General features: G+C 57.5%; 10 protein-coding genes, 2 tRNA genes and 1 pseudogene. 3 read left to right on the top strand and 10 right to left on the bottom strand.

Features of this window, described 5'->3' with window-relative positions; genetic code table 11:
• Nucleotides 1-681: hypothetical protein (locus VMU57_RS15310; protein ID WP_325384938.1), on the bottom strand; the 681-nt coding region annotated here is incomplete at its 3' end.
• Between the two features lie 998 nt (nt 682-1,679).
• Between VMU57_RS15310 and VMU57_RS15305 the strand changes: the two genes are divergently transcribed.
• Complete coding sequence (locus VMU57_RS15305) at nt 1,680-2,810, top strand: tyrosine-type recombinase/integrase (protein WP_325384936.1); 1,131 nt, start codon at nt 1,680-1,682, stop codon at nt 2,808-2,810.
• Nucleotides 2,811-2,824: 14 nt separating this feature from the next.
• On the opposite strand, the gene VMU57_RS15300 is transcribed toward VMU57_RS15305, so the two are convergent.
• Nucleotides 2,825-2,899 (bottom strand) — tRNA-Cys (locus VMU57_RS15300).
• A gap of 67 nt (nt 2,900-2,966) precedes the next feature.
• Nucleotides 2,967-3,041, bottom strand: a tRNA-Gly gene (locus tag VMU57_RS15295).
• 151 nt (nt 3,042-3,192) lie between these two features.
• Between VMU57_RS15295 and VMU57_RS15290 the strand changes: the two genes are divergently transcribed.
• A complete protein-coding gene (locus VMU57_RS15290; RefSeq protein WP_325384934.1) occupies nt 3,193-4,644 on the top strand; it encodes a PAS domain-containing sensor histidine kinase in 1,452 nt (483 codons plus the stop codon).
• Here VMU57_RS15290 and VMU57_RS15285 read toward each other — a convergent pair.
• The 6 genes from VMU57_RS15285 to smc form a co-directional block, all read right to left on the bottom strand.
• The gene (locus VMU57_RS15285; protein WP_325384932.1) at nt 4,619-6,541 is read right to left on the bottom strand and encodes a hypothetical protein; all 1,923 of its coding nucleotides are present in this window, start codon (nt 6,539-6,541) and stop codon (nt 4,619-4,621) included. The genes VMU57_RS15290 and VMU57_RS15285 overlap by 26 nt on opposite strands.
• 28 nt (nt 6,542-6,569) lie before the next feature.
• Nucleotides 6,570-6,848, bottom strand: a complete 279-nt coding sequence (locus VMU57_RS15280) for a helix-turn-helix domain-containing protein (protein ID WP_325384930.1) — start codon at nt 6,846-6,848, stop codon at nt 6,570-6,572.
• A 52-nt stretch (nt 6,849-6,900) separates the two neighbouring features.
• Nucleotides 6,901-7,443 carry a CvpA family protein gene (locus VMU57_RS15275; protein WP_325384928.1) on the bottom strand — a complete coding sequence of 181 codons (543 nt, stop codon included), beginning with the start codon at nt 7,441-7,443 and terminating at the stop codon, nt 6,901-6,903.
• Nucleotides 7,440-8,333: a phosphoribosylaminoimidazolesuccinocarboxamide synthase gene (locus VMU57_RS15270; protein ID WP_325384926.1), complete on the bottom strand. Its 894-nt coding sequence runs from the start codon at nt 8,331-8,333 to the stop codon at nt 7,440-7,442. The genes VMU57_RS15275 and VMU57_RS15270 overlap by 4 nt, the downstream gene beginning before the upstream one ends.
• 44 nt (nt 8,334-8,377) lie before the next feature.
• Nucleotides 8,378-9,010, bottom strand: coding sequence for a hypothetical protein (locus VMU57_RS15265; protein ID WP_325384924.1), 633 nt, complete (start codon nt 9,008-9,010; stop codon nt 8,378-8,380).
• Nucleotides 9,011-9,153: 143 nt separating this feature from the next.
• A complete protein-coding gene (gene smc / locus VMU57_RS15260) occupies nt 9,154-13,011 on the bottom strand; it encodes a chromosome segregation protein SMC (RefSeq protein ID WP_325384922.1) in 3,858 nt (1,285 codons plus the stop codon).
• Nucleotides 13,012-13,619: 608 nt separating this feature from the next.
• On the opposite strand from smc, the gene VMU57_RS15255 reads away from it, so the two are divergent.
• Nucleotides 13,620-14,936: a hypothetical protein gene (locus VMU57_RS15255; RefSeq protein WP_325384920.1), complete on the top strand. Its 1,317-nt coding sequence runs from the start codon at nt 13,620-13,622 to the stop codon at nt 14,934-14,936.
• Between the two features lie 95 nt (nt 14,937-15,031).
• On the opposite strand, the pseudogene VMU57_RS15250 reads toward VMU57_RS15255, so the two are convergent.
• A pseudogene (locus tag VMU57_RS15250) lies at nt 15,032-15,473 on the bottom strand (glycoside hydrolase); the annotation flags it as partial.

Genomic DNA, 15,473 nt, shown 5'->3' with positions numbered 1-15,473 from the left:
TATATCCCCGCGTGGATCGCCATAGACGAAGGTCGCGTCGATGATTCCCTCGAACTCGTCGCGAGGGAAATAGGCGGTCGGGACCTGGACGACCTTGATCCTCCCCAGGCCCATGGAAGGATTCTTGATGATGTAGTCGCGGCGGACACAGGCCCAGAAGAATCCGATCAGGCGGCTCTGCTTCTTCTGCTTGGCCAGGCGACCGTCCTTCCAGATATTCCGGAAGTTGAGCAGGGCATCGAGATCGAGTTGGTCGATGTAATCGAATCCCTCAATCTCAGTCCAGACGAGGAATTGCTTGCGGAACATGGTCTCCAGCTTCGAAATCGTGGAGGGCGCAAGCTCACGGCTGAAGGCGTCGGCCAGATAGGCGTCGACGGCGGCTTTCATCGTGACTCTCGGTTTTGGTGTGAGGCCGAGCTGCGGCGCAGCGGGCGGCAGGGTGAGCGCAAGTGGGAGGGGAGCGGACGGAGGCAGAATCTCCGGCTCGGGATGCGCTGTCTCCTGAAACTCCATGCGGTGGCGGACGCGCTCGGCATCGTCCCAGAGGCGGGTCCTGGCACTCATTTGGACAAATTCACCGTTGTACGATCCCCAGATCCACTTGGGGCAGTTGCGGCGCCAGAGTTTGTCGGGGTAGTGTTTACAGTCTTCGGCGTGACGGGTATAGACGGACAGCATTGGGACTCCCACGTCAGCGGGATTTTCCGTCTACTGCGCAACTCAGTCAAAACCAGGACGGCTACTGTACAGAATGCTGTACAAAAATCACCCTAGTTTTTGCCAGAATCTTGTAACTTCTTCACGGTAAATAAGTTAGAAATGGTGGGGGCGGCGGGAGTCGAATCTTGTTCTCACGCCTCTTGTTCTGCTGCTTCCGGCGTTGCTTCTTCTTGTTCTTCTGTCTTGCCATTTGGCGCCTCTGGTAGAGGGTAGAGGGCGCCGTAGTTCGTTTTCACATAAATACTTGCGTGGCGGGCAGGTCGTTTTGCCCGGCTTCTCTTTCAAGGGGTGATTAGTATAGGCAAGCGATTCTGAAGTGCTGGTTTGTTCCAGGCAATCCTTGAACGGACAGTCTGGGAGGGCTACGATGGCTGGCTCGTCGGGGAACAATCCTGACGCTCTGCGGGATAAGTCCCTGCGATTGAGCTCTATGCAGGAATTGCCCGCTGCAAGTTTGACCGAGTTTTAGACCTGTTTTACAACCCAAGAACTCGCGGGTCGCGCCTGCAGGCAGGCCCCCGGTTTACGGCGGTTGGAAGATGGGCTCAATCACGACACAACTCGGGAACCCACCAGCGCATAGGGAAAAAGGCGCTGGCTTGCCTCAACTGCTCACGGTAACGCAGCTGTGCGATGCCCTTAAAGTGAGCTCCAGCTGGATTTACCAACGGACGATGGAGTCCTGCCGGGAGCCCCTGCCAGTTGTCCGCTTCGGCCCAAGATCCCTCCGGTTCGATCTGGAGCAGGTTTTCCACTACATCCATCAGCACGAGCGGCATTGGGCCGGTGCTAGGCTGGAATCATCCGACGGAAGTGCCCCAATCGACGGAAAGGGGCATTTCAAATTGGCTCAAAAACGATTTCAAGCCGGCAGCGTCCGGTTGCGTAAGGATGTACGTCCTCCCTACTGGGAGGGTTTCTATCGAGATGACATCATCACCGAGGAGGGGAAGAGGGTGCGCAAACGGCGCTCCGTCTACCTTGGCACGGAGAAGGATCTCTCGGAGAAAGCTGCGCGGCAGAAGTTGGGCGTCATCCTTGAACCCATTAACAGCGGCTCGTCCCGCCCGAGAAAGATGATGACATTTCGCGGTTTTATCCAAAAATACCGCACGCTGAAGCTGGTCAACAAAAAGGGAACCACGGTGCACGGGTACGAAACCAATATCCGCGCCCACTACCTCCCTGAGTTTGGCCCGATGCAGCTGTCTGAAATCACCCCGGAGGCGGTACAGCAGTTCATCAACCAGAAGGCAAGCGAAGGCAAGGCAGTTCAGACCCTCAGGAATCTGAAGTGGGGTTTGAGCTCCATCTTCGTTGCCGCTGCGAAGTACGGATACATCTCGTCTAATCCCGCCCGTTATGCCGACCTTCCACCAGAGGGAATCAAGGAAGAGCAGGAACTCCCGACAGCCAATCAGCTCTCACTGCTGATCGACCGTCTGGAGGAGCCGATCGCCACCGCGACCTGGCTCATTGCTGTGACCTCGATTCGTCCGGAGGAGATCGCCTTCAAGTGGAAGGATCTCAATGCGGAGAAGCGCGAACTCAAGATCGTTCGCGCGGTCAATCAGGGTGAGTTGCACACACCCAAATACCACCGCATGAATCGTCCCATCCGTCTGACGGAGGCCGACGTCGAACGTCTGCTTGCGTTGAAGGAACGCGTCAACGGGCAGGAGGAAGACTGGATGTTTCCGAACCGTATCAAGAATGGTTCGGTCATGAAGTCTGGTCCCATCTGGCACGAGACTCTTCTGGCCCGGCGCATTCAGCCGGTGGCCAGAGAACTCGGCCTGCCGCATATCACCTGGCGCCTGCTGAGGCACTGGGGAGCGACACAGATGGTGGAGGCCAACACTCCGATCAAGGCGGTGCAACAGCGCCTTGGTCACTCGCGGCCCAACACCGTTCTCATCTACTATGCGCGCGTCCTCGACAAGTCGGCGGACGCGGCGGCATCGTTGGTGAGCGGACAGCTGCGCGGAGCACCCATGACCGCAGAGGCTGAAACTTCAATCATTTCCAGCGATTTGCCTGCAGTTGGCAGCGCCGAGGCAGCGTCGCTGTCTCAGCCGTCGCTATAAGTTATTGAAATTTTTGGAGGCGCGGGTCGGGATCGAACCGACGCATAAAGGTTTTGCAGACCTCTCCCTTACCACTTGGGTACCGCGCCTCGAGGGCTATCCGAATTATTGCAGCCCGCTGAATTGTAGGTGAAGTGTACCGCAGACAGGGCTTTCTGGAGCGGGAGACCGGGGTCGAACCGGCGACATCTTCCTTGGCAAGGAAGCACTCTACCACTGAGCTACTCCCGCTCTCTCAGTATTAGTATAGCGGGGGATGAGGCTTGCGGTCAACGCGCTGGGCAATTTGCTCAGATAAAGAAGTCAGGTGGACGAATAGGAAGAGTTTTGCATCTGAATGGGGGAGCGGGAGCAAACGAGTGGTCACCATGGGACGGGGCAGATGGCAATAGCACCGGAGGATCAGAGACAGATGCGGCAGTGGCAGGCCGTTCTGGATTCGGCTGGCGAGGGCATCTGGGGCCTGGATATGGAAGGGAAGTGCACGTTCGTCAATCGTATGGCGACGAAGATCATGGGTTTTGAAAGCAAAGAACTACTGGGTGGGGATATTCATGAGTTGGTGCATCATCATGACTCCGACGCTGGGCATTTTCCCGCAGAGCGGTGTCCAATTTTCGCTGCCCTGCAAAAAAATACGCCGCTCAGCAATCTCTCCGACACAATGTTTCGCAAAGATGGAAGCTCGTTTGTTGTAGAGATGTCAGCACACCCAGTTACGGTAGAGGGAGAAGTGCTGGGAGTCGTGGTTTCGTTTCGCGATGTCACCGACTCTCGACAGCAGCGAGAGGATCTGCGCAAGGCATTTGAGCTGGTCGAGCAGCGGACGGCGGAGTTGGATGCCGTCATCGAAAGCATGCCGCATGGCATTTACATTGCCACGCCGGATGGAAAAATGCGCACCAACCGCCGGGCACGGATGATGAGTGGCGAGCGCTTTCCTGCGGAGTTGAAGACCTTGGAAGGGGCACTCGCGGGGGAGGCTTCGACTGCGACAGTACAGACGCCGGGCCATTGGATTCAAAGTGTGGCTGCGCCTGTTGTTCAGGGCGGCAAGATTACAGGCGGAGTTGCCGTCAATACAGATGTCACGCAGTCGCGTCTGCAGGACGAAGCTTTGCGCAAATCCGAAAAGCTGGCAGCGGTGGGGCAACTCGCATCGTCAATCGCGCACGAAATCAACAACCCCCTGGAGTCGATTACGAACCTTCTGTATCTGGTGCAGAAGTCGGACTCGATCGAGGAGATGAAAGATTATGCGCGGATTGCACAGGAGGAATTGGCAAGGGTGACCGAGATCACCCTGCAGACGCTTCGCTTTCATCGACAGCAAAGTAAACCGACAAAGGTCGATTTAGCAGACCTGCTGCGTACGTTGATGACTCTCTACACTGGACGGCTGTTGGTGAGGCGACTGCAGGTGGAGATGAAGCTGAGCCACGCTCCACCGGTGCTATGCCTGGAGGGCGAGATTCGGCAGGTGGTCAACAATCTGTTGCGCAACGCGCTGGACGCTATGAGTGAAGGTGGCCGCTTATTCATTCGAATGCATCCACAGACGAACTGGATAAGTAGTCAAAAGGGAATTCGGCTAACTTTGGCGGATACGGGCGAGGGAATTGCCCCGGATATCATGCAGCATCTCTTTGAGCCATTTCAGACTACGAAAGAATTAGCGGGTACAGGCCTCGGCCTGTGGGTGAGCAAGGGCATCGTCGAAAAGCACAGCGGCTGTATCAGAACAAGGTCTCGACGCGGCGAAGGCCACGGGACAGTCTTTGCCGTGTGGCTACCGTTGGATGGTGGTCCTAATCTTGCTGCTGAGGAAGATTGAGGGCGATACGTGGGCCGGCAATAATATTGGAGCGTCGACGAACAACGTGCGGTGTAATCAAGAGTACAAGATCACTGGAATCGGTTTCCGCAACTTTATCCGCGGTGGCACTCTGAAAGCCTGGCAGTTCTCCAAGCCCGGGAAGGCCGCTGACGGCGGCCGATTCCGATTTACTGAGTGAACTGACGAACAAGGCAGTGTTACCGTCATTCACCGTAACATCCGAAGAAAACGAACGGCTGGCGAGGACAGGGATATTGTTCAGCGCACTGCCGGTAAGGGCTTCGATCTTAAGTTCGATGTGCATTCTGACCGTGCCGGATTTTTGGACCGTCGGTACCGCCTTGAGGGTCAGCCCAAGATCTTCATATTGAATCTGTGGAATGGTCACGCCGTTGGAACTTCCGGTCAACTGCGCGAGCAGGCTGGATGCGCTCACCCCGTTGACGGTGACTCCGGCAAGAGAGGCAGAGCTTGATGCTGCGCCGGTGGTATAGGTGGAGGTAGTAATCGGATAGCGGGTTCCAACGCGAAAATCAGCGGTCTGACCGTCGCCGACACGGACCTGAATGTCATCGAGAGCCCGGCTGTCGCTGGAGTTGAGCGCGAGATTTAACGTAGGGAAGACGTTGGCAGTGACGCCGGTCTGCGTAAGTCCCCCTCCGAAGATGCCGATTGTCGAAGATAGAAGTGAACTCTGCACGAGGCCGGATCCGATGAGAGCGAGGGCAATTTCTACATTGGTTGCCCCTGCGGGGACCAGGCCTTCCGCGATGGCCTGGTTGACCAGCGTCTGGTTCTGGTTGACGATATTTGCAGCCTCTCCCGAGACGCTGTAGAGTCCGGCCTGCTGGGGCAATTGAAGCCCGATATTGCGCTGACGCGTCTTGTCGATGGCATAGAGTTTCACCTCGATCATAACTTGGCTGCCGCCGTCGATCAGGTCGGCAAGAGTGAGGTTCACCGCCTTCAACGTGTCTTCCGGGGCTCGCAGCACAAGGTCACCAAGGCCTTTTTCAATCGTCAGTTGCTTGATCTCAAATACATTACGCAAGACAGTTCCGAGATCGTTGATTTCTGCTGGAGTCATGCCGGGAATACTGATCGTCTCCTGTAACTGGCGTTCGAGATGCTGCCTGTTCTCGGGCGTGTCTTTGGCGACGAAGACGCTTGTGGAGTCCAGCGGAACAGCGAAGAATCCGCACATCTCAAAAAGAACGCGAACGGCCTGGTCATAGGGAACCGATTCGAGATCGAAGCGGATGCTCTGATGAGGGAGCGACTCGTCGAAAACCGGCTTGATTTCATAGCTGGACATCACCTGTCGCAGAACAGCCTCGCTATCGGCTTGAAGATGAAAGCTCTTCACTCCCGCTGCTGGTTGCAATGTAATCGGGCCGGCGATCGTGGCAGCTTGGTGGATCCACGGTTCCATCTCCGGGTTGAACGTGGCAGAGAGAGCGTTGGGTGCCTGGTGCTGAGTGACAATACGGTTTTCCGGGTCGAGCAGGCGAGCCTCTGCGAGCAGCGTGTTCGACTTCACGGTTTGCCCAAGAAGGTGGGCTTTACCGGCCTGTTGAACAAGTTCCGTGACCCGATGCTCGCGAGCGATGGCGACTGCCGTGGAGTAATCCGTGTTGTCGGGATTGAGTTTTACAGCCTTTTCAAACTGTTTCTGCGCGGCGGTCAGATCATCGCGCTCGAGCAGGCGCGCGCCTGCCAGATAGGCATCTTCGGCCTCACGAACCTGATTCCTATCAGGCGTGGAGAAGGTAGAGGTCTGTGTCGGTTTAGTTGACTGCGTTTGCGCAAAGCCCGTCAGAGAGAGTCCAAAGATTGCACAGACTGTCGTACCGCGTGTGATTGCTGTAAGCCGAGACTGGAGAGGGAACGTCATCTACTGCTGGTTAGACGGAGGCCGGGGGCTAACGCGCGCTGGCAATGCTTTGGATGCGTGGGCGCTCGCTGCTCGGTGGGCGGCGCATTCCATTCCGGATCGCCGTAGTATCAAGATCGAGTTCGGCCAAGGTGCGGCTGAGCGTATTGCGATGCATGCCCAGCTCTTCTGCGGCTTTGCACTGGTTGCCTTTGTGGTGCGCGAGGACTTCGAGGATGTAACGCTTCTTGAACTGGCGAATGGCGTCCGCATAGGGGATGCCGGCGCTGTGCATCTGCGTGATGAGACCGTCCATTTCGCGCTTCAAGATAATGTCCTCGCTTGCAAGTCCAGATTTGCGGTGCATTCTCATTGTCACTCTATTCGTGTCGTTTGATCCAATCGGGTGCGGTGTGCTTGAGTTCTGCCGCGCCGTTCAGAATACGCTGACGAAGGTCGTGAGGTACAACGAAGGATACAGCATGCGCCCCGGCAAGGAAATAGGGAGTTAAAGAAGATTTTGCGACAGCAGGGGTGGGTGGAAGAAAAGCCGTGACCGCTATCAGGATAGCCACGCAGAGCAGGCAGCCTCTGAGATAACCGAAAACCGCCCCCAGGAGGCGGTCAAAAAAACCAAGCCCGATAGCGTCCGCGGTGTGATGGAGGGCCTTTCCAACAAGGGCGCAGACGATCATCACCAGGACGGCAATGAGCAGAAAAGCGACTATGTTGGCGACGGCTGATGCCGTGATGACACGCTCAAGGATGGCCGCAAGGGCCGGATAATTCCACGAGGCCAGCAGCACCCCGGCAATCAGCCCTCCCAGCCCGAAGAGTTCAAGCAGGAGGCCGCGGAAAAAGGCCATGATGGTGGACCAGGCCAGGATGGCGATCAGGACCCAGTCGAAGTAGTTCAGGTTCATAGGTCGGCGAGCCTGGTAATCAGACGAAAGGCTTCAAGATATTTGGCTTTTGTCTTTTCGACCACCTCCGGCGGCAGGGCTGGGGCCGGGGCCTGCTTGTTCCAATGAATGGACTCAAGATAGTCGCGGACATACTGCTTGTCGAAGGATGGTTGAGCACCCCCGGGGCTGTAGGTTTCGGCGGGCCAGTAGCGTGAGGAATCGGGGGTGAGAACCTCATCGGCCAATGTGATTTCGCCATCGATAAGACCGAATTCAAACTTGGTGTCGGCTAGGATCAGGCCCTTGCTGGCTGCATGCTTGCTGGCCTTTTCATAGATTTTGAGGGTCAGGGAGCGCAGATCCTCGGCGGCTTTTTGGCCGATGGTGTCGACCATCTTCTGGAAGGAGATATTTTCATCGTGGCCGATATTATTCTTTGCGGCAGGAGTAAAGATAGGCTCGGGGAGTTTGTCCGATTCGCGCAGACCCGCGGGGAGCTTGATGCCGCAAATCGAGCCGGTCTGCTGGTAATCCTTCCACCCGGATCCTGAAATATAGCCGCGGACGACACACTCGACCGGGTACATCTTGGCGCGTTTCACCAGCATGCTGCGCCCTGTCAGCTGGTCGAGATATGGCTTGCAGGACGAGGGAAACTGTGCGGGATCCGCGGTGACGAGGTGGTTCTTAACGGTGTCCTTCAGAAGGTCAAACCAGAAGAGTGAGAGCTGGGTGAGGATGCGGCCTTTATCTGTAATGCCCGTGGCGAGCACATGGTCGAAGGCGGAGATGCGGTCTGTGGCGACGAAGAGCAGCTGATTGTTGCCGACGTCATAGATGTCGCGGACCTTGCCGCGTGCGACAAGGGGAAGGTCACCGAGGCTGGTCTGGAGAAGGGCTGTGCTCATTGAGATGACGGTATCACTCCTTTGTAGTGATTTTAGGCGGAATTTCAGTAGAGCTTTACTACAAGGCTTCGTGCAGCGTCGGGTGGCTGGTTTGGGGCTGCCGGACATGACATAAGAACGTGCTTTCCGTCCGGCTGAAGCGTGGCGGAAGCCTTCGAGGCATCGCACTGGCCGCTGAAATAGCGGGAGGCCTGGCGGCGTCGGCGCAAGAACTGGGTCCACGTGGGATGGGAATAGATGGTGAGATCAAAGCCCGAGCTGGCCGCGATACCGGTACCCCAGGGAGCGAGATCGCTGAGGAAGTTAGGGCCAATGGAAACAGTAGTATGGGGTGCAGGGTTGAAGAGCTCAGCGAGTGGAAGGAAGGGGCTGGCAGAGAGAATAGGAAGCATGAGTACGGCCGCAATGATCGTGGTGAGCCAGTGCGGACGAAGCAGCGTAAAGAGTAAAAGAAAGAACTCGTACCCCGCGATTGCAGCCCAATAGATCACTGCATTTAAGTGGTTCGAAGAGGTACTCCAGCCGGTAGCAAACATGAGCAAATAAAGTACGAGTGCGGCCCCGGCAAAGCCGATGAGGATTAGGTGCACCTTCTGGGAGACCTTACGCCACCTCAGCCGAAGAAGGATCAGTGCTCCTGTCAGGATTGCGAGGGCGGCGAACGTGAGCGGAAGCATAGTTTTAGATTAAGTGTTTTGCGCAGATTTGGGGCAATGTTTTGCAGTGGTGGTTGCATTGCCCGCCGATTGCATCTTCTGCTGCGGGTAGAAAAAAGGTGGAGCGGCAAAGACCCGCTCCACCTGCGCAAACTTTATGTGCCTCACGCTACGGCGCGGCGGTTGAGGTTGACACTTACGATCTTACTGACGCCCGGCTCCTGCATGGTGACGCCATAGATGACGTCGGCCTGCGACATGGTCCGTTTGCTATGGGTGATGACGACAAACTGGGTGGTTGCAGACATGTCGGAGATCAGCTTGGCGAACCGGCCAACGTTGGTTTCATCGAGCGGCGCATCGACTTCATCGAGGATGCAGAACGGTGCGGGCTGGAACTGGAAGATTCCGACAAGCAGCGAGAGGGCAGTCAGCGCCTTTTCGCCTCCCGAGAGCAAAAGAATATTCTGCAGCTTCTTGCCCGGAGGTGAGGCGAGAATATCGATCCCGCTCTCAGCCGAGTTTTCCGCGTCAGTCAGCCGCATCGATGCCTGTCCGCCGCCGAAGAGCTTGGTGAAGGTGACGCTGAAGTTCTCGTTGATGATCTTGAATGCCTCATCGAACTTGAGGTGGGAGACGTCGTCGATCTCCTTGATCGAGGCCTGGGTGTTCTCGATAGAGTCAAGCAGGTCTTTGCGCTGAGCTTCGAGGAAACCATGCCGCTGCGTGGTTTCGTTGTACTCTTCGAGAGCCATCATGTTGACCGGTCCCATCGCCTCAAGCTTCTGTTTCAGGGCGCGGGACTCTTCTTCTTCGGTGACCAGGGCATCGCCTTCGATGCGAACGATGCCTGCATCTTCGCGAAGAGAGACGGCCTCGACTGCTAGATCATTAAGGCAGGTCGCCTCGATGTGTTCGATATCAGAGGCCAGCTTGGCAGCGCGAGCGGTAAGCCCCGCGCGCTGCTCGCGGAGGGCTTCCGTCTCATGACGCAGCGTGCGCAGCCGTGCATCGAGCTCGGCCATGGCTGCACGCATAGCATTGGCCTCTTCCGTTAGCCGAGCGCCTTCGGCTACAGCTGTTGCACGAACTTCGGTCAGTTCAGCTTGCTGCGTTGCCAGCGCGGCCGTCTCCTCTTCGCGCCGAAGTTTCTCAGTTCCCGCAGAAGCCAGTTGCTGATCGAGCTGCTGAATGCGCTGGTTCTGACCATTGAAGAGTCGAGTTGTCTGATCGAAGTTGGCTTGGGCATTGCGCCGACGTTCTTCGAGTCCAGCGAGATCGGCTGAGGCCGCTGCCGCTGCCTGCTGCAACTGTTCCCGCTGGCTGCGAAGCTCTTCAAGCTGTGCCTGGAGATCGGCTAACGAAGCCTCGAGCGTTGCCCGCTCGGCCTCAAAGGATGCGGCCTCCTGCTGGCGACGAGAGATAAGATCGGCCTTCTGATTGCGCGCATCCCGATTGCGCTCACTGGAAAGCGACCAGTCAGCGAGGCGGCGCTCAATGCGCGCGGTCTCTGTTTCCATCTGGCGCAGGGCCGCGCCGGAGTTGGCCGACTCCCGTTCCGCCTCGCGGCGTTCATTGGTCTTGTTCTCGATCGTGGCGTTCAGGTCGGCGATCTGATGCTGAAGATCGGCGGTCAGCAGGTCGGTCTGCGCCAACTCCTGCTCGGCCTTTTCGATCTTTTGCTGCACCTCGGTCAACTCACGCTTCAGAGCCAGCGGCCCCTGTGCACGCGGACGTCCACCGGTGACGGTGACATTATGGAAGGTTTCGCCAGTGGGGGAGAGGAAGAAAGACTGCGGGTTCGACAGCGCAAGCGAGCGCGCCGTATACGAGTCGGGCGCGACATAACCCTCGCGCAGCTTGGGCAAAATCACTTCCAGCGATCTGCCGAAGCCATCGAGAACACGGACACAATCCTTGAGAGGAATAACGCCCTCAATTCCTGCGGTGCTGGTCTGTGCGGCGCTGGTCATGCCTTCAGAGAAAGGAAAGTTTGCCTGGGCATCGTTAGGATGAACCAGGAAGGTGGCGCGTCCGCTGACATCGGTCTTGAGCAGATTCATGCCCGCATCGGCAGCATCCCAACTCTTGACGACGATGTAATTCAGCTCGTCGCGCAGGAACTCATCGACGACATTTTCATATTGCCCATCGACTTCGAGAAAATCCGCAAGCGTGCCTACAGGAGTGGTCCCACTGAGGCTCGGATTGTTGGCATTGTGCTTGAAAATATTGCGAACAGTATCCGTCGAATAGCTGTGCTCGCGGATGAGCGCCTCAAGAGAGCGGCGCCGTCCATCAAGGCTTGCCACCTCTCCTCGAAGCTGGTCGCCGCGGCGCTTGTTCTGCGACTCCTCGGCACGGCGTGCCTCAATCTGTGAGCGAAGATCGGAGATCTCGGCTTCGAGCCGCTTGAGTCGCTCCGTGACTGACTCGAAGGACAACTTGACTTGTCCGCGCTGAAGGCCAAGCGTCTCCAACTCCTGCCGTGCCACTTCGGACTCCGAGAGCAGGCGCTCCGCCTCGCGATCGAGCCCAGCCAGGGATGCCTCGGCCTGCGCCTGCTCGTTGCGCGTCTGCGCAATGCGCTGCACCAGTTGCATGGTGGTTCTGCGGTTCTGCTCTGCCTGCTGCTCGGCGGAGGCCAGCGACCGCACCGCTTCCTGTGCCTGTTGCTGGTGAAGCTGTGCCGCGTCGCGCGACTCCGTAGATTCGGCGGTGGCATTCTCAAGAAAGCTGCGATGCTGTTCCAGCTCTCCGCTCAATGTCGCGAGCTGTTCGCGGGCCTGCGCGAGATCATCAGCGCCCGTTGCAAGTCGGCCAGTCAATTCGGCGATACGGTCTGCATTGGCGGCGGAGCGCGCAGTGATGCGCTCGAGCTCCACGGCAGATTGATTCGCCTGTGCTCCGGTCTCGCGGATCTGCTGGTCGAGCGTGTAGCCGCTGCGAATACCCTCGCTGTGCTGAGCATCCATCTCCTCGACGGTTGCAGCTTGCGCGTCGATCTGCGTCGCAAGAGCGGTCACTTTTTCCGTGGTAGCAGCCTGCTCTGCGTCAAGCTGCGACATGCGACTGGCAAGCACGACGCGCAGCCTTGTACGAAGCTCATCCCGTAGCGCACCATAACGCTCTGCCTTGGCTGCCTGGCGCTTGAGCGTGGTCATCTGCCGGGTCACTTCGTCGAAGATGTCGTTGACGCGCGAGAGATTTTGCTTCGCGGACTCAAGCCGCAGTTCAGCAAGACGCTTTTTGGTCTTGAAGCGGGTGATACCAGCCGCCTCTTCAATGATGCCGCGGCGATCAAGCGGCTTGGAGCTGAGCAGCTGCCCGATACGCTCCTGACCGATAATGGCGTAGGATTCGCCGCCCAACCCGGTACCCATAAAGATGTCCTGGATATCGCGGAGCCGGCAGATCTTGCCGTTGAGAAGATATTCCGAGTCTCCCGACCGGAACAGCCGCCGGGTAATTGTGAGTTCGCCGGCGCGCACCGGAGCCCGGCCGAACTTGCGGCGACGAATTTTGAGCACAACATTATTGGCGGTGGCGGAAGCTTCGCCGTCCGCGTCCGCGGCCACAATCTGCGGCCCTTTGGCTTCGCCCTCGATAACGGTGCCCGGCTGTGCCTCGGATACGGCCTCTTCGGTGTCTTCGGCGTGCTGCTGGCGAAGTGCCGTCTCATCCCAGTCGCCCGGAAGATTTTCATCGATCGAGATCTCCGGCTCGTCACCCAGACTTGCACCGTCGTATACCTCGGGGTCGACCAGCGTGAGCGATACCTCGGCCATGCCGGTCGGCTTGCGGTCCCGTGTCCCGGCAAAGATGACGTCTTCCATCTTGATTCCGCGCAGAGATTTCGCCGACTGCTCGCCAAGCACCCATGTAATGGCATCGGAGATGTTGGATTTGCCGCAGCCGTTGGGCCCGACGATGGCGGCGATGCCTTCGCCGGAGAGTTGGACCTCAGTGCGGTCGCAGAACGATTTGAAGCCGAGGATCTGGACTTTCTTGAGCTTGAGCAAGGGCACCTCGCGGGGGAGACTGGGGAGTTGCGAATATGGTCTCGTCCCTGTAGTTAAGACTGAATCAACTTTAGTCGTGGGCGGGGCCGGAATCAACGGGTGCAACACTACTGGTTGTGGATAAGAAGTCCCTAATACCACGAATGGGCAGGTTCGACATCTTTCGGGGGCGCTTACAGCTTCTCGGGGCTTCTTTCAAAGACGGCCTTTGCATCACGAAAGGGCACAAGCTTCGTAGGGTCAATTGTCTACCAGGAGGGGCCTGACTTGCCATGCGTGCAACGGCGTTTCTATAATCCGCATCATCATCCTTGGAAACAAAATTCGGAGTTCAACGGAACCGGTTGCAAGATCGGCCCCTATGAATAATGATGACGGGTGAATGCATTGGGATTCGCCAGGGTGCATATTGTGGGTTATGTTGTATAGACTTGACCGGCCACCGGTAAACGTTATTAATAAAAGACTTTTCGAGGAGCATTGGAATGAAGAAGGTAGTCGTTGCGTCTCTCCTGGCAGTTGCTAGCATTGCACTTGGTGGGCAAAGCATGGTTGCGCACGCCCAGGATAACTCTGGTGCCAGTGCACAATCAGGTGGCGGAATTCAAATGTCCCCAGCCGAATATAAGGCTTATAACGATGCGATCTCGCAGACAACGCCCCAGACAAAGGCCGCGGCGCTCGAGACGTATCTGACCACCTATCCGCAGTCAGCAGTGAAGGCGGCGACCCTGCAAACGCTGATGCAGACCTACAGTGGCTTTGATCCGGCAAAGACTCTGAGCACGGCGGACCGCTTGCTCCAGGTCGATCCAAGCAATCTGGTTGCTTTGACCTTTGAGACCTACTTTCACAGGCAGGATGCCGACAAGGCAACAGATCCCGCGGCGAAGCAGGCAGAACTGGATGCTGCGGCTGGATTTGCGCAGAAAGGTCTGGCCGCTCCGAAGCCCAAGGATTTGAGCGATGCCGACTTCGACAAGATGAAGACCGGAGTAACGCCGGGCATGTACGGGGCAATCGCCGAGGATGCAGCCGCCAAGAAAGATATGGCGACGGCGATTACGAACTACACCGCCGAGTTGAAGGCAGCTCCCCCAGCGGCGACCACTGCTCCTGGTCTGGTTCTTCAGGACACCTATCAGTTGGGATTGGCTTACTATCAGTCGACACCGCCTGATTATCTGAACTGCACCTGGTTTACCTCGCGTGCGGCTGCCTTCGCTCCGGAGCCCTATAAGACCGAGTTCCTGAAGGTTGCGACGTATTGCTATAAGCGGTATCACGGCAACGCGGACGGCTACGATGCCATTACAACGGCAGTCCAGGCGAGCCTCTTCCCGCCGGCGAATCTGTCTTCCACCGTCAAGCCTGCGCCATCGCCAGCCGACATCGTCGCCCAGGTGATTGCAAGCACTCCGGACCTGGGGACGCTGGCAGTCAGCGACAAGGAATTCATCCTGCAGAACGGCAAGCCTGAAGACGCGGCCAAGGTATGGGACACGATCAAGGGCAAGTCGGTTCAACTGCCGGATGTCACGGTAGTCGCAGCGACGGATACCTCCATCCAGGTATCGGTCTCTGACGATGCGGTCGCGTCGAAGACGGCAGACTTCACTTTCAACATGAAGGAGCCTCTGAAGACGGTTCCCGCACCCGGAACGAAGATCACGCTGTCGGGCACTTATGCTTCCTACACAGTTGGTGGCGTAACGCCTGCTGGTGAGGCTGCTGCAACCCCGGCAACCGCGGCTGCGGCAACCCCGGCGACGACACCTGCAGCTGCTGCGACACCAGCAGCTGCACCTGCTAGTCCCTCTGCCGCACCTGGTCCAGTCATGATCGTTATGAGTGATGGAGCAGTCGTCGAACCGAAGAAGGCAGCTCCCCCGGTTCATCATCGCGCCACCACCCGGAGACGCTAAGCAAGTTGTCATAACGCAGAAGAGGCAGCCTTCGGGCTGCCTCTTCTGCGTTATAAATTTGTCCGTAAAGTTGAAATGACCTCAGGAATCCAGCCCTATACCGTCAGCCACGCCAGCGCATTCGCGAGAAACCGCTGCTGCATCACCGGTTGAAGCTCCGGAACGCGGTGATAAAGAATCTTGGCTGAGCCTAACCGAGCAGTAAACGTTCCTGCCCCCACATTGCGGTCGTGGTCGCGGCTGTAGGCTGCAACAATCTCCACGTTCGCTCCATCGACGAGCAGCCCGTTGGACTGCCTCCCCTTTGCCTGGTAGTGGATGCCCATGACCTGATTGACGGGCAGTCCCTCATATAGCGGATGCTTTCGCACAAAATACCAGTTGCCCATCCATGGCGCGCGGAAGTCGCCCACGGTTCCGTTGTAGGTAAAAGCTCCCGCAGCCGCCAGCTCTTTGGCGACGCCTTCGGAGAGAGTATCGGCCTGGGGGATCGCGAACAGCGGCATTCCTTTGCGGACGGCCTCCAGAACCCCCTCC

The organism is Edaphobacter sp., assembly GCF_035532915.1.
Taxonomy (GTDB): Bacteria; Acidobacteriota; Terriglobia; order Terriglobales; family Acidobacteriaceae; genus Edaphobacter.
The sequence above is the reverse complement of the archived record's forward strand: the minus strand, read 5'-3'. Positions and strand labels throughout refer to the sequence as shown.

Excerpts from the sequence above, each read along its gene's own strand:
- VMU57_RS15255 (WP_325384920.1), top strand. The coding sequence starts at position 13,620 with ATGTCCCCAGCCGAATATAAGGCTTATAACGATGCGATCTCGCAGACA.
- VMU57_RS15275 (WP_325384928.1), bottom strand. The coding sequence starts at position 7,443 with ATGAACCTGAACTACTTCGACTGGGTCCTGATCGCCATCCTGGCCTGG.
- VMU57_RS15285 (WP_325384932.1), bottom strand. The coding sequence starts at position 6,541 with ATGACGTTCCCTCTCCAGTCTCGGCTTACAGCAATCACACGCGGTACG.
- VMU57_RS15265 (WP_325384924.1), bottom strand. The coding sequence starts at position 9,010 with ATGCTTCCGCTCACGTTCGCCGCCCTCGCAATCCTGACAGGAGCACTG.
- VMU57_RS15290 (WP_325384934.1), top strand. The coding sequence starts at position 3,193 with ATGGCAATAGCACCGGAGGATCAGAGACAGATGCGGCAGTGGCAGGCC.
- VMU57_RS15270 (WP_325384926.1), bottom strand. The coding sequence starts at position 8,333 with ATGAGCACAGCCCTTCTCCAGACCAGCCTCGGTGACCTTCCCCTTGTC.